Genomic DNA, 18,591 nt, shown 5'->3' on the forward strand with positions numbered 1-18,591 from the left:
ACGGGCTCCTTGCATTCCGAGCCCGCCGAAGCAATGATGACCCCCTAACCACGGTGTCACACCTAATGAGTCAACGACACCCTCTTTCCTACACCTCCCCGGTGTCATTTACTTTTGAGGCAACAAGCCATGGCATCATTCAAATCCAATTAAATCAAATCAGACTCTCCTCGCCCTTCTTGCTGCGGCCCGGTTTGGCATTGCCATTCGCAAGCCCACGAACCATATCCGCAACCGTCGTCGGACCATCTTCAGCGACAGCTTCTGTGCTTAACCCGACAATTTTGCCCAAGCTTTGAACTTCTGCTTTCGCTCCCAGGTGCTGACCGCAGCCGTCAACCACGTTATAGCTCTCTCCTCGCAAATGCCAGGAAACATGCCAAACCCACCGCTCAATCCAATCCAAATTCGAACGTCCACAGAGTTTCATCCATCAACCCATTCCATCATGGCGCGCTCAATCCAAATGATCCAAGAGCCTTAAACCCAACCCCGTTGATAAAAGCTTTGTCGATATAAGCCCCCAGCGATCATCTCGCCATCCGAACAGCTTTTCGAATTCAGACAAATGAATTCGTTTTACTTCATTTCTCGATCAAATCGAATGCAGTAAGTTTAGATGTTCTAATTAATAAGTTATTAGCATGCCTGCTCACCTATTCTGCAAGGAAGACGTTTGACACCATCGAACCACGGCTCGCCGCACGGGAGATGAAACGTAGCCGATCGCCACTCCGCTTCAGAATCCACCGGGGCGCCGTTCGGAGGCGGTCTGAATTTCTGAATGGGGAGTGACGTCGGGTATTGGTTGCGGTCTGGTCCTGATCGGGGGAAATTGAAAGAAAGAATCGGCGCTGCCTGCTTACTACGGACGAAATGGAATCGAGGAGAAGTGATTGCAGTTTTTCTGGCGGGATTAGCTGCCTTGCTGGTTTGAGTAGGTTAAACGCAGGGCACATGCGGGAAAGGTCGCAACGGACTGCGATTAGCCGATCTTAATCGGGCAATCAGCCGAATCCCAGCAGATTTGGTCAATCTTTGGTCATGCTCCAAGGTCATGCCGTTTATTGTTCCGTTATGCCCTTGGTCATGATTGACCATCGAGACTTGTGCTTTGGGCTTGGGCGGTAAACTATTTACCATGTGTGTTTTTGAAGGGTCAGGTGCTGACAAAAAATGTGACTTTTTAGGGGAATCTCTTTCATGATCAATCCGATTAAAGTTGTTCTTGTGGATGACCAGGCTTTGTTCCGCGAGGCGATGTGCTCGTTGCTGGCAAAAGCGACAGATCTCGAAGTCATTGCTGACGTCGAAAATGGTGAACGGGCGGTCGAGATCGTGCGTGGACTTCTACCAGATGTGGTGATCATGGATCTATGCATGCCGGGAATTTCGGGCATTGAGGCGGCCCGGAGGATCCACTCAGAAAATCCCAGCGTGCGTGTGCTGATGCTGACCGTGCTGGAGGACGATGCTGAATTGTTCGACGCGCTGAGGGCAGGGGCTTCCGGCTATTTCTTGAAGACGGCGTCCTACCAATTGTTGGTAGAGGCGGTGCGCGTGGTGGCCAGCGGGGAAGTTTACCTGCCGCAGAACATGGTGACAAAAGTAGTAGAGGCGTTTCGCAGACAGCGTTCCGGTTGGAGAGATGCAACGGACGAGCAGCGGGAACGAGTTAGGGGTTTGTCAGATCGTGAACTGGACATCTTGCGGCTGGTGGCAAAAGGGCACAGCAACAAAGAGGTCTCCCTCGCCCTTCAATTGACGGAAGGCACGGTAAAAAATCACATGACCAGCATCTTGAGCAAACTGAAGCTACCGGACCGGACATCGGCCGCGTTGCTAGCCAGGGACTTGGGCATTGTCTGATGGGCTCAGAGGTGGGCTGTCATGGTCGATGGCGTCACTTGCCACCCTTGAACGATGTCGGCACCAATGGGAAAAACATCTCGCCCGCTTTGCGCAGGTCCTCGTTACGAAGCGATGCCTCATGCACGGCATTCGACTGACGACGATGACGCACCAGCAAATGGTAAGCGCCAATGCTCTCAAATCCGCCATTAAGCGCGCTTTGCATCGGCAAAGACTGCTGCACATCACGGTCAAAATTTTCCACCATGCCCCATGGCGGAAAAAGCTGCTCGCTCTCCATCCGCCGCAACACGTCATAGACGTTCTCCGGACGTTCATCCGTGCTGGCCGACATCAGCACATAATGCGGATGCAAAAAGCTTTGTTTCGGCAGATCCACGCCACTGACCATGTAACCCAAGCCCAAACGCGCCTCCCCCGCCGACAATCCGTAAAAACCCAGCTTGGCCGCACGGCTTTCAGGCCAGTGAATGGAAAAGTATTCGCGCTGACGCTTCAACATCTCACGTCGTGCTCCCAGCCAGTTCTGCCTCGATACGGCGTCCAAAACCTCCGTGTCAAAATCTGGATAAAAAAGACTCTGAATCTCCACGATGAAGCCCACGCCATCGTGGACGCGTCCGGTTTCCAGCATGCGGGGTGGGAGAGCACCGTCAATCATCTTTACCAACCCCAACACCAAGGCCGTCTCTCCTCCCCAATCCCTCCAGACCGATGGCAATGGATCTTTCACCCCGCCATCCCGAAATCCATGGCCGATGTAACCCTGGGCATCCACCAGATTCTCCAGCGTCATTGACTGAATCATCTTGGCCACCTGCGATTTGATGGCCCCGTCGCCCAAGATCTCTGAGGCCAGCAACATGGAGTGGAAATAAAGGCTCGAATCCACGGTGCTGAACTCCGTGCCCGGCACAATCTCATACCGGCCCCCACCATCCAACCTTACAAAATGAGGCAGCCAGCCGTTCGCCGACGCCATGCCCGCCACATTTTGATGAATGCGCATCAACACCTCCCGCGCAAATGCCTCCTCAACCATCCCCTGACGGCTCGCCAGTGCGGTCGCCAAGGCGAACAAACCGGAGGCCGGCACATTGTCAAAAAGTCCCTCACGCGTGTGCGCCCGGTCCCTCACGAAGCCGTGCTTGGAACTGTAACAGCGCGCCAGCTTGGCATAACTCGACAGAAACACGTATTCATCATAAGCAATCGCCGGTGCTTCCACGATGAATGCCAGCGAATCCAGCTCCGCCTGCGCCCCAGCTTCCGCCACCCAGTTCAGAAACTTCGCCTTTCCGATTTTTTCCGGCTCGAGGTTCTCCACAAAGGTGCGCAAATCCGGGGAATCCAGATCCATGCTCTTCGACCACAGCAGTTCTTCATCGACCCCCTTGATCTCCAGTTTGAACTGTCCCCGGCCCTTGGCGCGAAATTCTACTCCAACGATCTTGGGCTGGAATTTTGCCGTAATGAACGACGGGAAGCTGGCGGAAAAGTCCAGCGTTTGCCCTCGATCCGCCCCCAACCCGGCCAGCGCATGCCACATCCCTCCCCAGCGCCCTTGCGGCATGTCCACCCTTACCGTCCCGACCTGCCAGCCCACCCCTTCATTCGATTGACCAATGAAACCGAAATCGGTCCCCAAATGTGTGTAGGACACGAACGGGTTCATCGCCTGCTCCAGGCGCTGAACCCCACCATCAACGGGATCCATCACCGTCACATACTCCTGCACCGGCTGCCTCACCCGCCGCGGCTCCGGCGCCGGCAATTCCACCACCGCAGGAGGCGAACCAGCCAAGCTCTGTCCCAGACCGGCGCCCGGATTTTCAACCGATTGTGCCGCTGTCCATCCACCCATCGTGATGCAGCCTACCATGAAACCATAGCCGGCAAAGCGATGAATATTCGTGCGCCACATGATTGACCGATCGATTAGTTAATTTTTCTTAAAGTTTAATACCTTGGAGTGTCGGAGACCAGTTAAAAAACTTAAGCTGGCGCGGAAGGATCACCCAAGAGCCAAATCCCAACGAGTTTCGCAACAACGGCAAGACGATGAAGGGATTAGCATTGGACTCACAAGCAGCTGGTTCAGATGGTGGTTGTCCATTCACAACCCAGGGTGACCGTTCAGGTCAATCAAAAACTGATCGACCTGCCACCGCCAGCCCTAGAAATTTGGGCCGGTCAAATCAAATGCCTTGCAAGACCCCCGTGCTGTCACCAATCCGCTCCGCCTTGGCTCCCATGCGTTCAAGCATTGCCAAATAAAGATTGGTCATCGGGGTTTCCCCCGGCAGCATGATGTGCCGACCTGGATTCAGCGATCCATTGCCACGTCCCGCCAGAATGACAGGCAATTCATCGTGGTTGTGACGGTTGCCATCGGCGATGCCGCCGCCATAAACAATCATCGAACTGTCGAGCAACGACTGCCCCCCTTCTTTCGTGTCCTTCATCCGCTTCAGGAAATAAGCGAACTGCTCCATGTAGAAACGGTCAATCTTTGCGATTTTCTCCAGCTTCTCCGCATTGTTCTGGTGGTGAGAAAGATGGTGATGCGCATCCGGCACTCCAATCTGCGGAAAGCTGCGATTGCTGCCATCATGCGCCAGCAAAAAGGTCGAAACACGTGTGGCATCCGTCTGGAAGGCCAGCAACAGCAAATCAAACATCACCCGGATGTGATCCTGCGTATCGGACGGCATCTCAGCTGGGGGCACCACGCCAGGGGGAAGGTTGGGCGTCATGCGCTCCGCTTTTTCAATGCGCGTTTCAATGTCACGGACGGAAGCCATGTATTCGTCGATCTTGCGATTGTCTGAGGAAGACACCCGACGCTGCAAACTCTTCGCATCATCCATGACAAAATCCAAAATGCTCTTCTGGTAACGCTTGCGACGCTCCCCATCCTTGCCACCACCACGAATGCCAAAAAGCCGCTCGAAAACCAGCCGTGGGTCCATTTCAGGTGCCATCGGCATCGATTCGTTCTTCCACGACATGTTGAACTGGTAGGCGCAGCTGTAACCCGAATCACAACGACCTGACGAACGATCCCCATCGGTGCTCAACTCGAGAGACGCCAGAGGTGTCAAATGCCCCAGATGATCCGCCGCAATCTGGTCAACACTCTGACCGATGCGAATGTCCGACCCCGCCGTTTTCTTCGCCTGACAACCGGTCAGGAACGTCGCTGTCGCCCGGGCATGGTCCCCGGCACCATCGCCATTGGAACGCGCCTTGTCATGTGCCAGCTTGGAGAACACCGAGAAGTCATTCTTCAAATCTTTCAACACCTGCAAGGTCGGTGACAGCTCATAATCCTTGCCTTCCCCCTTCACCTGCCATTGAGGCACATTCACGCCATTGGGAATGTAGAGAAACGCCATCCGCGTCGGACTCACCACCTTCGCCTCAGCAGCAAAAGCCTTGAACCCAAACGATTCCAAAGCAGGGAGGGAGAACAAAGCGCCCGCACCACGCAAAAATGCCCGGCGGGAATACGGTGAAGATGTAGTGGCCATGAATGCTTTAATTTATTTGATGTGAATTAAATCACCGTGCGTATTCTGCACAAGAATACTACGCGTCGGCGAGGGAACCTCTATCGAAATTCGGTCCCTGGCGCTTGAAGGTTGCACAAAAATCGTCGTCCATCGACGCTCACGATTTTCGTTTGCAAAATCTTCGCCAAAGAGTCCGTTATCCTCCATCTGAAACCACCAGTGCCCCTCAGAGCACTTCATTCGTAAATTCAAGAAATGAGACGTTTATTCATTGCCGCCGCCGCCGTTTGCTCGCTTTCCACCGCCCTTCCAGCCCAGGATGCGGCAGCCAAAGAGCTCACCCTCAAACCTGACACCGCCAACCCGTTGATGTTTGACCTCAAGGTCCTCACCGTCAAAGCGGGAGAAAAAGTGAAGCTGACATTTGAGAACAAAGGGTCCATCCCCCAGCCACACAACGTCCTGATCCTCAAGCCAGGCACCTTGCAAAAAGTCGGCGCCCTCGCGAATGGCATGCTCGCCGACCCACAGGCCATGGCCAAAGACTACATCCCTGAGTCCGACGACATCCTGCACCACACCAAGCTCATTCAACCAGGACAGACCGGCACTCTCGAATTCACTGCTCCAGCCGAAGCCGGCGACTATCCTTACATCTGCACCTTCCCAGGCCACTGGATGATGATGCAGGGCACCTTGAAAGTGGAGAAATAATTTCCCACCCCGTCAAATCGTCCCAAGTAAAATTCAACAGCCCCGAAGTTTCGACTTTCGGGGTTCGTTTTTTCCAGAAACAACCTCTCATCCAACACCCAACAACACCATGAAAACCATCGCCCTTCCCCTTCTCGCGCTTTGCGCCGTCCTCCTGCCATTCACCGCTTCCCAAGCGGAGGAACCGGCCAAGAAAATCACCGTCGGTGAATTCAACTTTACCCTCGCCGCCCCCTGGCAGGAAGCGGAGAACACCGGCATGATGACCAAGGCCATCATCGAGCACCCCATCAAGGACGCGGTCGCACTCAAAGCCATGTTCTACCACTTCGGTAGCGGTCAGGGCGGAGCCGTTGAAGCCAACATCAATCGCTGGATCGGCCAGTTTGAGGGCACCCCAGAGGTCAAACGCGACGAACAAACCATCGACGGCGTCCAGGTCGTGATCCTCACTGCCACCGGAACCTATCTCGATGGCCCTCCCATGGGTGGCAACAAAACGCCACGTCCCGATTACCAGATGCTCGCCTCCATCCTCGTCGGCAAAGACGCCCCGGTCTTCATCAAACTCACCGGCCCAAAAGCTTCCACCGAAAGCATCCACGACGCCTTCAAAAAGCTGACCGTCAGTCCCTTCGAGAAGTAAGCCTGCCGTTCTTTCTCAATCCGAATTATCGACACCCTGTCCGCAACTGCGGCAGGGTGTTTTCATTTTGCGACGACGAGCAGCCCGGACCACTGACGCTCCGTCGGTCTCCATTCCATTCGCTTCAACCCACGTCCACCCCCTCGTCTCTCACTTCTTCACCAACAAACTCCCCCCCGTCATCTCCTCCGGTTGTGCCACTCCCAACATCGCCAGCAACGTCGGGGCCACATCCGCTAGAACCCCGTCCTTCACCACATAGCCATCCGCATCGCCCGCCACATAAATCCCATGCACCAGATTCGTCGTGTGCGCCGTGTTCGGTGAGCCATCCGGATTGCGCATCGTCTCACAATTGCCGTGATCCGCCGTGATGAACAACTTGCCGCCGAGAGCCAGCACCTTCTCCACCACCAGACGCACTGCAAAATCAATCGTCTCCACCGCATGCACCCCGGCCTCCACCACCCCGGTGTGACCCACCATGTCCGGATTTGCAAAATTGATGATCGCCAGATCATAATTCTCCAATCGACGCACCAGCTCAAATGCCAGATCCGGCGCACTCATCTGCGGCTTCTGATCATACGTCGCCACCTCCGCAGGACTCACCGCCAAATACCGCTCCTCCCCCTCAAACGGAATCTCCCGACCCCCATTAAAAAAGAACGTCACATGTGGATACTTCTCCGATTCCGCCGCACGCAGCTGCCGCAACCCCGCCTTCGACACCACCTCCCCTAAAATATTCTCCATGCTCGTCGGCCCAAAAACCACGCGAGCGCCCAGCTTCTCATAGGTCGCATCATACTCCGTCAACGTGTAATACCCCACATGCGGCGTCGCCTCCCGCTCAAAACCATCAAACGTCGGATCAAGAAATGCCTGACTCAACTGCCGCGCCCGGTCAGCCCGAAAATTGAACCACAAAATCACATCATCATCCCGCACCCGCAGCTCGCCCACATGACTAAACAACATCGGCGGCATGAACTCGTCCCCGCGCGGTTCGATGGCATACTTGTCCTTCACCGCCTCCGCTGGCGTCAGCAAACTCGCCTCTCCCCGACCCAAAACAATGGCATCCCACGCCAGCTTGTTGCGGTCCCAGCGTTTGTCCCGGTCCATCGCAAAATAACGTCCGATCACCGTCGCAATGTTCGCCCCGCTCGATGCCAGTCCCGCCTGCAATTTTTCCAAATAGGCCACCCCACCCGTCGGTGAAGTATCGCGACCATCCGTGATCGCATGCACCATCAGATCATCCACGCCTGCCGCCTTCGCCGCATCACAAAGCGCCACCAAATGATCCTGATGCGAATGCACCCCGCCATCACTGATCAACCCCAAAAAGTGCAGGCGCTTCCCTCGTGCCTTCGCAAATGCCTCCTTCAACACCGGATTTCCCGCCAATTCGCCATCACGGATCGTCTTGTTGATCCGAGTCAGATCTTGATAAACAATCCGCCCCGCGCCCAAATTGAGGTGACCCACCTCACTGTTGCCCATCTGACCATCCGGCAATCCCACGTCCTCACCGCTTCCGCTCACCGTCGCCCAAGGATAGGTCGCATACAGTTCGTCATGAAACGGCGTCTTGGCGAGCAGCGTGGCGTCGCCATTTTCCACTGCTTTTTCTTTGCCACCCGGGTTGATGCCCCAGCCGTCGCGAATGATGAGAACTACAGGTTGTTTGGCCATGTGCCCCTAGATGCGGCAAATTCCACGCCCTTGCAAGTCACAGCCTGCAAAAAACCTCGCTGAAATCCACGTGGGTCTTGCCTCAGGCCCCAGCGTGTGACACAAAAGAAGGCTCGCCCCATCTCAATGCCTCCTGATCAACTCTTCGTCTGCGCACTCACTCTCACCGTCATGGGACTCTTCATCTGGGAAAAACTCCCGATGGAAATCGTCTCCCTCGGTGCCCTGCTGCTGCTCATGATCGTCCCTTTCGACGGTCACCCCATCCTCATGCCCGAGAACAAAACCGAGCAGATAACCATCCTCGGCAGCATCTTTGGCAACAACGCCGTCCTCGTCGTCTCCTTCATGTTCATCGTCGGTGCCGCCGTCGAACGCACCGGCCTGGTCGAAGACCTCGGACACTGGTTTGAACGCCTCGCCGGCCGCGGCGAACGCCGCATTCTCCTCTCCCTCGGGGTGCTCACCATCGTCTCCTCCGCCTTTCTCAACAACACCACCGTCGTCGTCGTCTTCATTCCCATGCTGATCGGCCTCTGCAAACGCATCAACCTCCCCCCCTCCCGCTACCTCATCCCCCTCTCCTTCTTCGCCATCTGCGGCGGCATGTGCACCATCATCGGCACCAGCACCAACCTCGTCGTCAACGGCATCGTCCGCCAGCGCGGCCTCGAACCCTTCGCCATCTTCGACATCGCCCCCCTCGGCATCGTTTTTTCCATCGCCACCATCACCTTCCTGCTCTTCTTCGGCCGCAAACTGCTGCCCGACCGCCCTAGCCTCGCCGCCCTCATCAATGTCGACGACAGCCGCGAGTTCCTCACCGCCGCCCTCGTCAGCGCCGACTCACCCCTTCTCGGCAAAACCATTGGCGAAACGCCGCTCGCCAAAATGCGCGACTCCCACATCATCGAGATGCGCCGCAGCGGCAACCGCATCACCACCCCCCTCAAACAGGTGCGCTTCGAAGCCGGCGACCGCATCATTTTCAAAAGCCACCTCTCCGGGGTCGTCGACATCAACGCCCTCAAAGGCATCGAAATGGCCTCCAAAGCCGAAATGGGTCTCAGCTACGTCCAAACCGAACAGGCCCTCCTCATGGAAGGCATGCTTGGGCGCCAGTCCAAACTCGTCGGGCACAGCCTCACCGAACAAAACCTCCGCCAGCAATACGGCGTCATCATCCTCGCCGTCCACCGCCAGGGCGTGAACCTGCGCGAAAACTTCGAAGACGAAAAACTGGAAATTGGCGACACCCTCCTCCTCGAAGGCTCAGCCGAACGCATGCGCCAGCTCTTCGAAGAACGCGACCTCATCAACCTCACCCAGCCCAAAGCCCAGACCTACCGCCGCAGCCGCGCCTGGATCGCCATGCTCGCCCTCCTCATGGTCATCGTGCTCGGATGCTTCGGCAACTTTATCCCCTTCGAATGGGTCGCCATGTCCGCCGCCCTCCTCGTCACCGCCACCGGCTGCCTCAAAACCGACGAAGCCTATCGTTCCATCGACTGGAACGTGATCACCATGATCCTCGGCACCCTCGCGCTCGGCATCGCCATGGACACCACCGGAGCCGCCACCACCATCGTCCACGGCATGATGTCCGTCATCGGCGACTGGGACCCGCGCCTCATCCTCTCCGCCCTGCTGCTGCTCTCCATCATCCTTACCGAAGTTCTCAGCAACACCGCCGTCGCCGCCCTCGTCACCCCTCTCGCCTTCGGCCTTGCCGGCGACCTCGGATGCAACTGGGAACCTTTCATCATCGCCGTCATGGCCGGGGCCAGCATCGGCTTCGCCATCCCCGCCGGCTACCAAACCCACATGCTCGTCTTCGGCCCCGGCGGTTATCGATTTTCCGACTTCTGCCGCGCCGGCATCCCCCTCGACCTCATCATGTGGGTCCTCGGCTCGATCTGCATCCCCTTGTTCTGGCCTTTGTAACACAGCCGGGAGCGCCGCCGTCCTCGGGCGGCAGTCGTAACATAGGCTTACAGCCTGTCCGTTGTTCACCGGCCCAGCGCCTGATCCAAATCCGCGATCAAATCCTCCACCGACTCAATCCCCACCGAGAGTCTCAACAGATTCTTCGCCACCGAAGACTCCGCCCCCTCCACCGTCGCGCGGTGCTCCACCAAACTCTCCACTCCGCCCAGCGAAGTCGCCCGTTTGAATAGCTGCAACCGACCCGCCACCTTCAGCGCATCGCCGTTCACACAAATCGACATCATCCCCCCAAACCCCTCCTTCATCTGCTTTCGCGCCACCTCATGCCCTAAAAACCCCGGCAACCCTGGATACAACACCTTCTCCACGCGCAAGTCCCCCTCAAACCTCTCCGCAATCCGCATCGCCGCCGCACTCTGCGCCCGCACCCGCACAAACAACGTGCGCAATCCCCTCAACAACAGCCACGCCTCAAACGGGCCCAGCACATGTCCGGCCTGAAACCGGCCCTTCTTCAGCCCATCCCAAAACGCATCCTTCTCCCGCGTCACCACAATCCCCGCCACCACATCCGAGTGACCATTCAAATACTTCGTCGCCGAATGCATCACCAAATCCGCCCCCAGCACCAACGGTTGCGTGTGCACTGGCGTTGCAAACGTTGAATCCACCGCCACCCGCGCTCCCACCTCACGTGCTAACTCCACTACCGCGGCAATATCTGTCACTTCCAAACTCGGATTCGCCGGCGTCTCAATCCAAACCAGCGCCGTCTTTTCATTGGCCAAAGCAATCCTCACCGCCTCCAGATCCGTCATGTCCACCTCCTCCACCTTCAATCCCCAAGGCACCGCCCAGTTCATGATCCATCCCCTCAACGCCCAATACATCACCGCCGGAATCAACACCCGGTCCCCCGGCCTCAACGCCTGAAAAATCGCCGCCCCCGCTGCATTGCCTGAAGCAAACACCGCCGCATCCGCCCCTGCTTCCAACCGCGCCACCACCTCTTCCACCAGATCATAATTGGGATTGTCCGCCCGCGAATACAACCGACCGCTCACCAACTCATAAGCCTCATCCCGCACATAAGTCGTTGAAGGAAAAACCGGCGGCACGATCCCCCCCGTCCCCACGTCCACAAACCCCAACGCCTGCGCCGCCAAGGTCTCCGGATCAAGTATAGAAAAGTCTGCGCTCATCAATCATCCACCATAATCGAACCGCTCCTCCGTCCCAACAAAAAATACCGCTTCCCCGCTCCGTCTCCATTTCCACACACCAGACAACAATTTTTTGATCGACAAAATCACCACATTCCGTTAGCCTACACCAAGCAAAACCCCTTTCGCCCCCGTGTCCAACCTGCTCAACCTCGGCTCAGCGACAGCCTTCGGAAAATTTGCCGCCAACTGCGTTAAGATCTTCAACGAAGTCAGTCCCGCCCTCGTCGTCGGCACCGTCGCCGCCCCCGCCACAGGAGGACTCAGCCTCGTCGCCGCCCTTGGTGCCGCAGGCATCGCCATCGCCGACCTCTATCTTGATGTCAGCCAGGGCAGAGAGCTCGGCTCTATCAAGGACAGTCTCGACAAAATGCTGTCCCATCAGCGGACCCAGGCAAACATCGCCGCCCTCAGCCTGACAACCCTCGATGAGATCAAACAGCTCATCGAAACCAAAACCGCTCCCCGCGAAGCCTTTCAACCACTCCAATGCCTGCTCGAAAAAGAGCCTGACCTCGCCCTCTCCCTAAATCACTTGGTTGCCAGGGCCAGCGAAATTCAAACCGCCGCCACCTTCGACGCCGCAGCGATCATCGCCTCCAACCAGGAAGCACTGCTCCGCCTCATTCAAGACCCCAATTTGCCGGACAAATGCCGACAAAATCTTGCCTCCCTCATCGGAGAAATCAAAACACAGCTAACCGATCTCCACCGCGGCCAGCAAACCCTGCTGACAAACTCCCGCACCCTCTCCAGCAAATCGACTGTCACCATCCTGATGACCCTGGTGATCGTGGCCATCCTCGGTTTTGTCCTCGTCAAACTCCATCAATTCGAACTCAAACAAGCCGCGCTCGCAATCCCCATCGACCGCCCAGGTCTCGGCGAACTGAAAATGGGGCCGGTCTACCCGCTGCCTCCTCCGTCCCCAAACCTCGTCCCCCCATCCCCAACCCCTTTCCCGACGCCAGCCAACCACAACCCCGCCCAAAATCAACCCGACCTTCCGCCACCTGTGCAGGCCGCCTTCGACAACTTTGAAACGCTTGACCAACTCCATGACTTCGATGGACTCAAAAAAGCCGCCGACGACCTCATCCACCTTGCCCCCCGCAATGCCAGAGCCTGGTTCCTCCACGGGTATGCCGCATTCCAACTTTCCAAAGAACACACGGTCGGCCCTCAGGCCACTTCTCTCATGCAACAGTCCGAGCGCTCCGCCCTCCGCGCCGTCGAACTCATCGAAACCACCAAGCAATACCAAGACTTCCTCGCATCCTCCCTCAGCAATCTCGGCAGCGCCCGCAGTGAACTCGGCGAACTCACTGAGGCCGAAACCGTGCTGCGCCGCGCCGTCGAACTGGAACCCCATCACATTGATGCCTGGCTCAACCTCGACCATGTCTATGGCCAGAAAGGCACGACCGGAAAACCTCAACAACTCGCCCTTCTCCGCGAAGCATTCGCCAAAAACCCAGACCATCCCCGAATCCGTGAACGGCTCCTCAGCGAGTTAACTCCCGACTACAATCGAAATTACTCCAACCTCCACCATCAAGAAAGCCTGACCCTCCTCGACGAGATCATGCGCATCGAAACGCCCAACTTTGGCACCCTCGTCACCAAATTTCATCTGCACTTATCCTTGGATCAATTCGATCAAGCACAAGGCACCTTGGAAAAAGCCGTTCAACTGGCCAGCCACCCGCTGGAAACCGTCGAAACCATCCTCCTCAAAGCCACTCTTAACAAGCAACTGAACCCCAACCACACCGTCGCCGAAGACCCCGATATCCTCTCCACCTGGCCGCTCATCGAGTCCGCCATCAAGTCCACCGACAAGTCCACCAACGCCTACCCATGGTTTCTCGCCACCCACTACCACAGCATTCTCGGCAACATCAAAAAGGCTAAAACCTACGCCGCCCAGATCCCACCCGCATCGGAATACTACCCTCGGTCAAAAGGTGCCATCATCGTTGCGGAATCTAACCAATACGGTCTTGAGATTGCCGCCCTCAACAATGAAAACCTCTCTGCAACAGAAATACAAAACCGCGTCAACCTCCTCACCGAGACCTTCTTCAACCCCCAGTTCCAAAAGGAAAACGCCAGCACCGAAGGACTTAGTGCCTTTTTTAGCCTGGTCCGCGACGGCCAACGATTGCTTCTCGCCGAAAAATGGAACGACCTCCTCATCCTATCGAAATCCTGCGCCCTCAAGCACACCGAAGGATTCATCTTTGAATTGGCCCAATTTTACATCGGATTCGCCCACTACCAGCTCGATCAATACGAAGAAGCCAACCAGGCGTTTGCAGCGGCCATCAAACACAACCAAAAATTGCGTAAAACCGTCCTTCCTCTCTACGCAAGCTCCCTCTTCGAAGCCAACCGTCTTGAAGAAGCAGAACAGGCCTATCGCGACGCCCTGAAACTTAGCCCCGAAGACAGCTCTCTCGTCGTCAACCTCTGCATCACCCTCGGCAAAGTTAACAAACCCGACGAAGGCATCGACCTCTTTCGCCAATACCTCTCCACCCAAACTCAACCACTCACATCCCAGGACAGAAACATCATGTTCATGCTGCTTCGCATGTCGGCAGATCTAAAGGAAAAGGCCATCCACACCTTCACGGAAATCGAACCGGTCAAACAAACCTTGGCCCGCATCACGCAACTCTATGCAGAGGCCGCAGAGTTTGCCACCGACCACGAAAGAAAACACTACGCCTGGGCTAAGGAGGCAACCAGCTACTCCTCCCTCTCAGCCTATCCCGAATGGAAAAGCCAGATCGATACCTACCTCAACAAGGTCCGAAAGTCCGACCCGTCTTTTGCCGAAACGAACCCCAATTTTGCAGGTCTGACCGGCTCGCTCCTCTTTTGGGAGACCTCAGAAACCGGACTTGAAAGCGCCCCTCGCCACCAATTACAAAGCATCCGCACCCAGCTCGAAAAAGCTGTCCAATCACCCTTCCGTCCACTTCGCTGGGACATCAACCTCGCCTACACCATCGACGCCCTGGGCGAGCCCGATCTGGCCATCGGTAACCTGGAAACTCTCGTATCCATAGCTGCCCCCATGAACTTCAACGCAGCCAGCGTTGCCTCCGTCCAATATACCATCCTTGAGCTCTATCTTTATCAAGCCCTCAAGAACAAGCATGCTTGGCCTTCAGAGCAACTGCGTCAGTCGATCGAACGGGTCGAAGCCATCGCCTCCGTGCTCACCCCTGAACAAGTCGGCGCAGACAACTGGAGCTTTGTCGGGGCCATCCATCACCATTTAAAACAATATCCCCTCAGTCAGATGGCCTACACCAAAGCCTTGGAACTGAGACCCGATCATTATGCCGACTGGATACAAGTCTCCGACATCCAGTTGAGAAGTCTCAACTTCTTCGAGGCCACCGTTTCAAGCATCCAAGCCTACCGCATGTTCCCTTGGCGTGACCGCTCAATCTACATAGAAATGTTCCCCATGTTAGCAAATCTCCTGATGGCAACCTCCCCCGCCACCGTGCCCTGTCTTTGCCTGCTTATCATTGCCGCCCGTCGCCGCAGTAAATCCCGCAACTCGGGACGCTATATCCTGCCCTGATACGTCACCTCAACTCCCTCACTCGCGCCAACCTCTCACAAGCCGCTCTCAACGTCTCCTCTTTCTTCGCAAAATGAAAGCGGATCAAATGCTTCACCGGCTCCCGGAAAAAACTCGATCCCGGCACCCCTGCCACCCCCACCTCTTTCACCAGCCAGTTCGATGCCTCCACGTCATCTGCAAATCCCAGCGCCGAAATGTCCACCATCACATAATAGGCCCCCTGCGGATCCGTGAACGGCAACCCCGTCGACCGCAATCCCTCAACAAAAACCTCCTTCTTCCGCGCATACAAATCCCGCAGTCCGACATAATAACTATCCGGCAACTCCAGACCTGCCACCGCCGCCTCTTGCAAAGGTGCCGCCGCCCCTACCGTTAGAAAGTCATGCACCTTGCGGGCCTGCGCAATCACCTTCGGAGCCGCCTGCACATACCCCAACCGCCAGCCCGTGATCGAATAAGTCTTCGACAATGAATTGCAAACAATCGTCCGCTCAAAAGCCCCCGGCAAAGCCGCCGCATGCACATGCTCGTGCCCCTCATAAACGATGTGCTCATAAGGCTCATCAGTGATCACAAACGCATCATGCTCTTCCGCCAAACTTAGGATGAACAACAACTCCTCGCGCGTGAACACCTTTCCTGTCGGATTCGACGGATTGCACACAATGATCGCCTTCGGCTTCTGCGCGAAAGCCGCCCTTAATTCCGCCTCATCAAACCCAAAAAGCGGCGGCCTCAACGGCACAAAGATCGGCTCGGCTCCCGACAAAATCGCATCCGCCGCGTAGTTCTCATAGAACGGCGAAAAAACCACCACCTTGTCGCCCGGATTGCACGCCGTCATCATCGCCACCATCATCGCTTCGGTGCTCCCGCAGGTCACCACCAGATGCTGATCTGCATCAATCGGCAATCCGCTGAACCGTCGAATCTTTGCCGCCAGCGCCTCCCGAAACCTCGGCGCCCCCCAGGTCACTGCATACTGATGAAATGGCCCACGCGTCGCCCTCTCCAAAGCCGCCAGCAACTCCTCAGGCGGATCAAAATCCGGAAATCCCTGCGACAAATTGATCGCGCCATGTTGATTCGCCAGTCGCGTCATTCCGCGAATGACGGACTCCGTAAAAACCTCAAGACGTGCAGCAGTGGAAGGCATGGCCGTCGCCCATCCCACACTCCACCAAAAAATCAAGACAAGGAGTGGCGGTCTCCAGACCGCCCATCTACCCAAGTCCACACCACTTCGCTACTCCACCAGCCTGAACAACTTCCCGTTCCAATCCAAAATCAGCAGTTCGCCATTCACATCCTCACAAAACGCTGTCGGCTGCACCCGTCCTTTGCCCTTCGCATCCAGTTCCGACTCAAATAGTTTTTCATTTCCCACCTTCTTTTTCGCTGCCACATCATATTTTAACGCCCAAATCCGTCCACTGCCCCAGTCTCCATACACATAGCTCCCCACCAGCTTCGACAGCTTTTTGCCCCGATAAACAAATCCACCCGTGATGCTGATCCCTTCCGCATGCGAATACTCATGAATGGGATCAATAAACTGCGCCCCCTGCGGCGGCGCATCCGTCCGCAAGGCAAACGGCCTCGCCCCCTCACGGAAACTCCAGCCATAATTGCCACCCTTTTCCACAATGTTGATTTCCTCCCAGATATCCTGTCCCACATCCGCCACCCACAAGTTCCCCGCCTCATCAAAACTCATCCCCCAAGGATTGCGAATCCCCAAAGCGAACACCTCTTCACGTGCCCCCACCTGACCTGCATACGGATTGTCTTTCGGAATCGCATACTGCCGGCTCCCTTGTTTGCCGTTCACATCAATTCTCAACACCTTGCCCAGCAATGAAAACGCATTCTGCGCCGCGCGGGTGATGTCATCGCGCTTCCCGCCATCGCCCGATCCAATATACAAATAGCCATCCGGACCAAACGTCAAATTGCCTGAGTTATGATTCCAAAACGGCTGAGGAATCTCCATCAAGATACGCTCACTCGAAGCATCCACCTTGTCAGCATCCTCCTTCGAAACCTGCAGCTCACTGATCACACTGCGCTTCAAATCCTGCTGCGAGTAATAAACATAAAACTTCCCATTTTCTTTAAACTTGGGATGAAACGCCAGCCCCAGCAACCCCTCTTCAAACAACCCGTCCTTCGCCTCCATTTTGCGATCTGTGAAATCCAAAAACACCTTCGCCTCCGAGCCCGCCTCATCCTTCGGCAAAATAAGAATCTTGCCACGCTGCTGCACCAAAAACTGACGCCCGCTGCCGTCCGGTGCCACCACCAGTGACACGGGCCGCTCCAACACCAAGTTAGGAAACGCCGGTTCCACTTTATAACTCTGCGCTTCAACCAAAGAAGGCGAAGCCATCAAACCAACCGCCAGAACAACACTGCACAAGACATCGTATTTCATAAAAACTATAAAGATAAAACTAAATTCACTTAACCTCACGCCACATCACAAAGACTGACCGCCTCACGCAATCCCACCATCGGGTCCTTGGTTGGAATGAACTCATGCCCCACATACCCGGTGTAACCAATCTCCAGCAACTTCCTCATTAACGGCGGATAATTCATCTCCTGATCCGATCCTATCTCACAACGACCCGGATTTCCCGCCGTGTGAATGTGACCAATGACATCCTTGCAGGACTCCACCCGCCTCACCAAATCCCCGTGCATGATCTGCACATGATAAAAATCAAAAAGCAGTTTCATGTTCGGCGAATCCACCGCCCGCACAATTTCCGAACAATAATCCACATCATCCCCCTGATAGCCTGGATGCCCCTTCATCTCCTCATCCACCCGTGAATTCAGATGCTCCATGATGACCGTCACCCCTTTCTTCTCCGCATACCCGATCACCTTTTTATACGCCTCGATGCAATTTTTCTTCCCCGTCGCCAAATCCACCACGCTGCCGCCCTCCTTCGTCGTGTCGGCAAACCCGGTAAAACTCAGCACATTCGGATTCCCATAAGCCGCACACTGGTCGATCCGCTCATGCATCTTCTGCAAATTTTCATCCCAAAAGGCTGGATTGTTCATCCCCTTCACAAATCCATGCGCCCCGGTATAGGCACACTTTAACCCGTTCTCCTTCAACAGATCCCAGTGCTCCGGACCCACCCCCTCCACACTCACACAACCCAGCTCCTTCGCTGCCTTGATGGTGTCCTCAATCTTCCACTTCGCCCCCTTCGCAAAACACCAGTGAACAATCGACTGCTTGATCTTTCCATGTTTTACCAATGTCTCCACCCCACGGGCTGAAGACACCGCCGACAAAACCGCCGGAGCGGCCATCCAACGCAAAGCAGAACGACGAGAAAGCAT

At 55.9% G+C, this 18,591-nt stretch carries 13 protein-coding genes; 5 read left to right on the plus strand and 8 right to left on the minus strand.

What is annotated here, in order from left to right; all coding sequences use genetic code 11:
* Positions 1 to 154: 154 nt before the first annotated feature.
* Positions 155 to 430 carry a hypothetical protein gene (locus FEM03_RS11445; RefSeq protein WP_138086405.1) on the minus strand — a complete coding sequence of 92 codons (276 nt, stop codon included), beginning with the start codon at positions 428 to 430 and terminating at the stop codon, positions 155 to 157.
* Between the two features lie 773 nt (positions 431 to 1,203).
* Here FEM03_RS11445 and FEM03_RS11450 point away from each other — a divergent pair.
* On the plus strand, positions 1,204 to 1,869 hold the full coding sequence (locus FEM03_RS11450) for a response regulator (RefSeq protein ID WP_206170978.1): 666 nt from the start codon (positions 1,204 to 1,206) through the stop codon (positions 1,867 to 1,869).
* A 34-nt stretch (positions 1,870 to 1,903) separates the two neighbouring features.
* Here the strand turns inward: FEM03_RS11450 and FEM03_RS11455 are convergent, their stop codons facing one another.
* The gene (locus FEM03_RS11455) at positions 1,904 to 3,796 is read right to left on the minus strand and encodes a hypothetical protein (protein WP_138086406.1); all 1,893 of its coding nucleotides are present in this window, start codon (positions 3,794 to 3,796) and stop codon (positions 1,904 to 1,906) included.
* Between the two features lie 274 nt (positions 3,797 to 4,070).
* The gene (locus tag FEM03_RS11460) at positions 4,071 to 5,405 is read right to left on the minus strand and encodes a DUF1552 domain-containing protein (protein WP_138086407.1); all 1,335 of its coding nucleotides are present in this window, start codon (positions 5,403 to 5,405) and stop codon (positions 4,071 to 4,073) included.
* A 237-nt stretch (positions 5,406 to 5,642) separates the two neighbouring features.
* Here FEM03_RS11460 and FEM03_RS11465 point away from each other — a divergent pair, with 237 nt between their 5' ends.
* Positions 5,643 to 6,101, plus strand: a complete 459-nt coding sequence (locus FEM03_RS11465) for a plastocyanin/azurin family copper-binding protein (protein ID WP_138086408.1) — start codon at positions 5,643 to 5,645, stop codon at positions 6,099 to 6,101.
* 109 nt (positions 6,102 to 6,210) lie between these two features.
* Positions 6,211 to 6,747: a hypothetical protein gene (locus FEM03_RS11470; RefSeq protein ID WP_138086409.1), complete on the plus strand. Its 537-nt coding sequence runs from the start codon at positions 6,211 to 6,213 to the stop codon at positions 6,745 to 6,747.
* A gap of 150 nt (positions 6,748 to 6,897) precedes the next feature.
* On the opposite strand, the gene gpmI is transcribed toward FEM03_RS11470, so the two are convergent.
* A complete protein-coding gene (gene gpmI / locus FEM03_RS11475; protein ID WP_138086410.1) occupies positions 6,898 to 8,448 on the minus strand; it encodes a 2,3-bisphosphoglycerate-independent phosphoglycerate mutase in 1,551 nt (516 codons plus the stop codon).
* A gap of 126 nt (positions 8,449 to 8,574) precedes the next feature.
* On the opposite strand from gpmI, the gene FEM03_RS11480 reads away from it, so the two are divergent.
* Complete coding sequence (locus FEM03_RS11480) at positions 8,575 to 10,392, plus strand: SLC13 family permease (RefSeq protein WP_138086411.1); 1,818 nt, start codon at positions 8,575 to 8,577, stop codon at positions 10,390 to 10,392.
* 65 nt (positions 10,393 to 10,457) lie between these two features.
* On the opposite strand, the gene FEM03_RS11485 is transcribed toward FEM03_RS11480, so the two are convergent.
* The gene (locus FEM03_RS11485; protein ID WP_138086412.1) at positions 10,458 to 11,597 is read right to left on the minus strand and encodes a trans-sulfuration enzyme family protein; all 1,140 of its coding nucleotides are present in this window, start codon (positions 11,595 to 11,597) and stop codon (positions 10,458 to 10,460) included.
* A 154-nt stretch (positions 11,598 to 11,751) separates the two neighbouring features.
* On the opposite strand from FEM03_RS11485, the gene FEM03_RS11490 reads away from it, so the two are divergent.
* On the plus strand, positions 11,752 to 15,222 hold the full coding sequence (locus FEM03_RS11490; protein WP_138086413.1) for a tetratricopeptide repeat protein: 3,471 nt from the start codon (positions 11,752 to 11,754) through the stop codon (positions 15,220 to 15,222).
* Between the two features lie 4 nt (positions 15,223 to 15,226).
* Here FEM03_RS11490 and FEM03_RS11495 read toward each other — a convergent pair whose 3' ends face one another.
* The 3 genes from FEM03_RS11495 to FEM03_RS11505 all read right to left on the minus strand — a co-directional run bounded on the left by FEM03_RS11495 (position 15,227) and on the right by FEM03_RS11505 (position 18,591).
* On the minus strand, positions 15,227 to 16,384 hold the full coding sequence (locus FEM03_RS11495) for a pyridoxal phosphate-dependent aminotransferase (RefSeq protein WP_138086414.1): 1,158 nt from the start codon (positions 16,382 to 16,384) through the stop codon (positions 15,227 to 15,229).
* A gap of 90 nt (positions 16,385 to 16,474) precedes the next feature.
* Positions 16,475 to 17,662 carry a PQQ-dependent sugar dehydrogenase gene (locus FEM03_RS11500; RefSeq protein WP_138086415.1) on the minus strand — a complete coding sequence of 396 codons (1,188 nt, stop codon included), beginning with the start codon at positions 17,660 to 17,662 and terminating at the stop codon, positions 16,475 to 16,477.
* Between the two features lie 35 nt (positions 17,663 to 17,697).
* On the minus strand, positions 17,698 to 18,591 hold the full coding sequence (locus tag FEM03_RS11505; RefSeq protein WP_138086416.1) for a TIM barrel protein: 894 nt from the start codon (positions 18,589 to 18,591) through the stop codon (positions 17,698 to 17,700).

Source organism: Phragmitibacter flavus (genome assembly GCF_005780165.1).
Classification (GTDB): Bacteria; Verrucomicrobiota; Verrucomicrobiia; order Verrucomicrobiales; family Verrucomicrobiaceae; genus Phragmitibacter; species Phragmitibacter flavus.

What these genes read in the sequence shown, in the direction of transcription:
- FEM03_RS11445 (WP_138086405.1), bottom strand. Translation starts at nt 430, where the DNA reads ATGAAACTCTGTGGACGTTCGAATTTGGATTGGATTGAGCGGTGGGTT.
- FEM03_RS11480 (WP_138086411.1), top strand. Translation starts at nt 8,575, where the DNA reads ATGCCTCCTGATCAACTCTTCGTCTGCGCACTCACTCTCACCGTCATG.
- FEM03_RS11450 (WP_206170978.1), top strand. Translation starts at nt 1,204, where the DNA reads ATGATCAATCCGATTAAAGTTGTTCTTGTGGATGACCAGGCTTTGTTC.
- FEM03_RS11500 (WP_138086415.1), bottom strand. Translation starts at nt 17,662, where the DNA reads ATGAAATACGATGTCTTGTGCAGTGTTGTTCTGGCGGTTGGTTTGATG.
- FEM03_RS11465 (WP_138086408.1), top strand. Translation starts at nt 5,643, where the DNA reads ATGAGACGTTTATTCATTGCCGCCGCCGCCGTTTGCTCGCTTTCCACC.
- FEM03_RS11505 (WP_138086416.1), bottom strand. Translation starts at nt 18,591, where the DNA reads ATGCTTTCTCGTCGTTCTGCTTTGCGTTGGATGGCCGCTCCGGCGGTT.
- FEM03_RS11495 (WP_138086414.1), bottom strand. Translation starts at nt 16,384, where the DNA reads ATGCCTTCCACTGCTGCACGTCTTGAGGTTTTTACGGAGTCCGTCATT.
- FEM03_RS11470 (WP_138086409.1), top strand. Translation starts at nt 6,211, where the DNA reads ATGAAAACCATCGCCCTTCCCCTTCTCGCGCTTTGCGCCGTCCTCCTG.
- gpmI (WP_138086410.1), bottom strand. Translation starts at nt 8,448, where the DNA reads ATGGCCAAACAACCTGTAGTTCTCATCATTCGCGACGGCTGGGGCATC.
- FEM03_RS11485 (WP_138086412.1), bottom strand. Translation starts at nt 11,597, where the DNA reads ATGAGCGCAGACTTTTCTATACTTGATCCGGAGACCTTGGCGGCGCAG.
- FEM03_RS11460 (WP_138086407.1), bottom strand. Translation starts at nt 5,405, where the DNA reads ATGGCCACTACATCTTCACCGTATTCCCGCCGGGCATTTTTGCGTGGT.
- FEM03_RS11455 (WP_138086406.1), bottom strand. Translation starts at nt 3,796, where the DNA reads ATGTGGCGCACGAATATTCATCGCTTTGCCGGCTATGGTTTCATGGTA.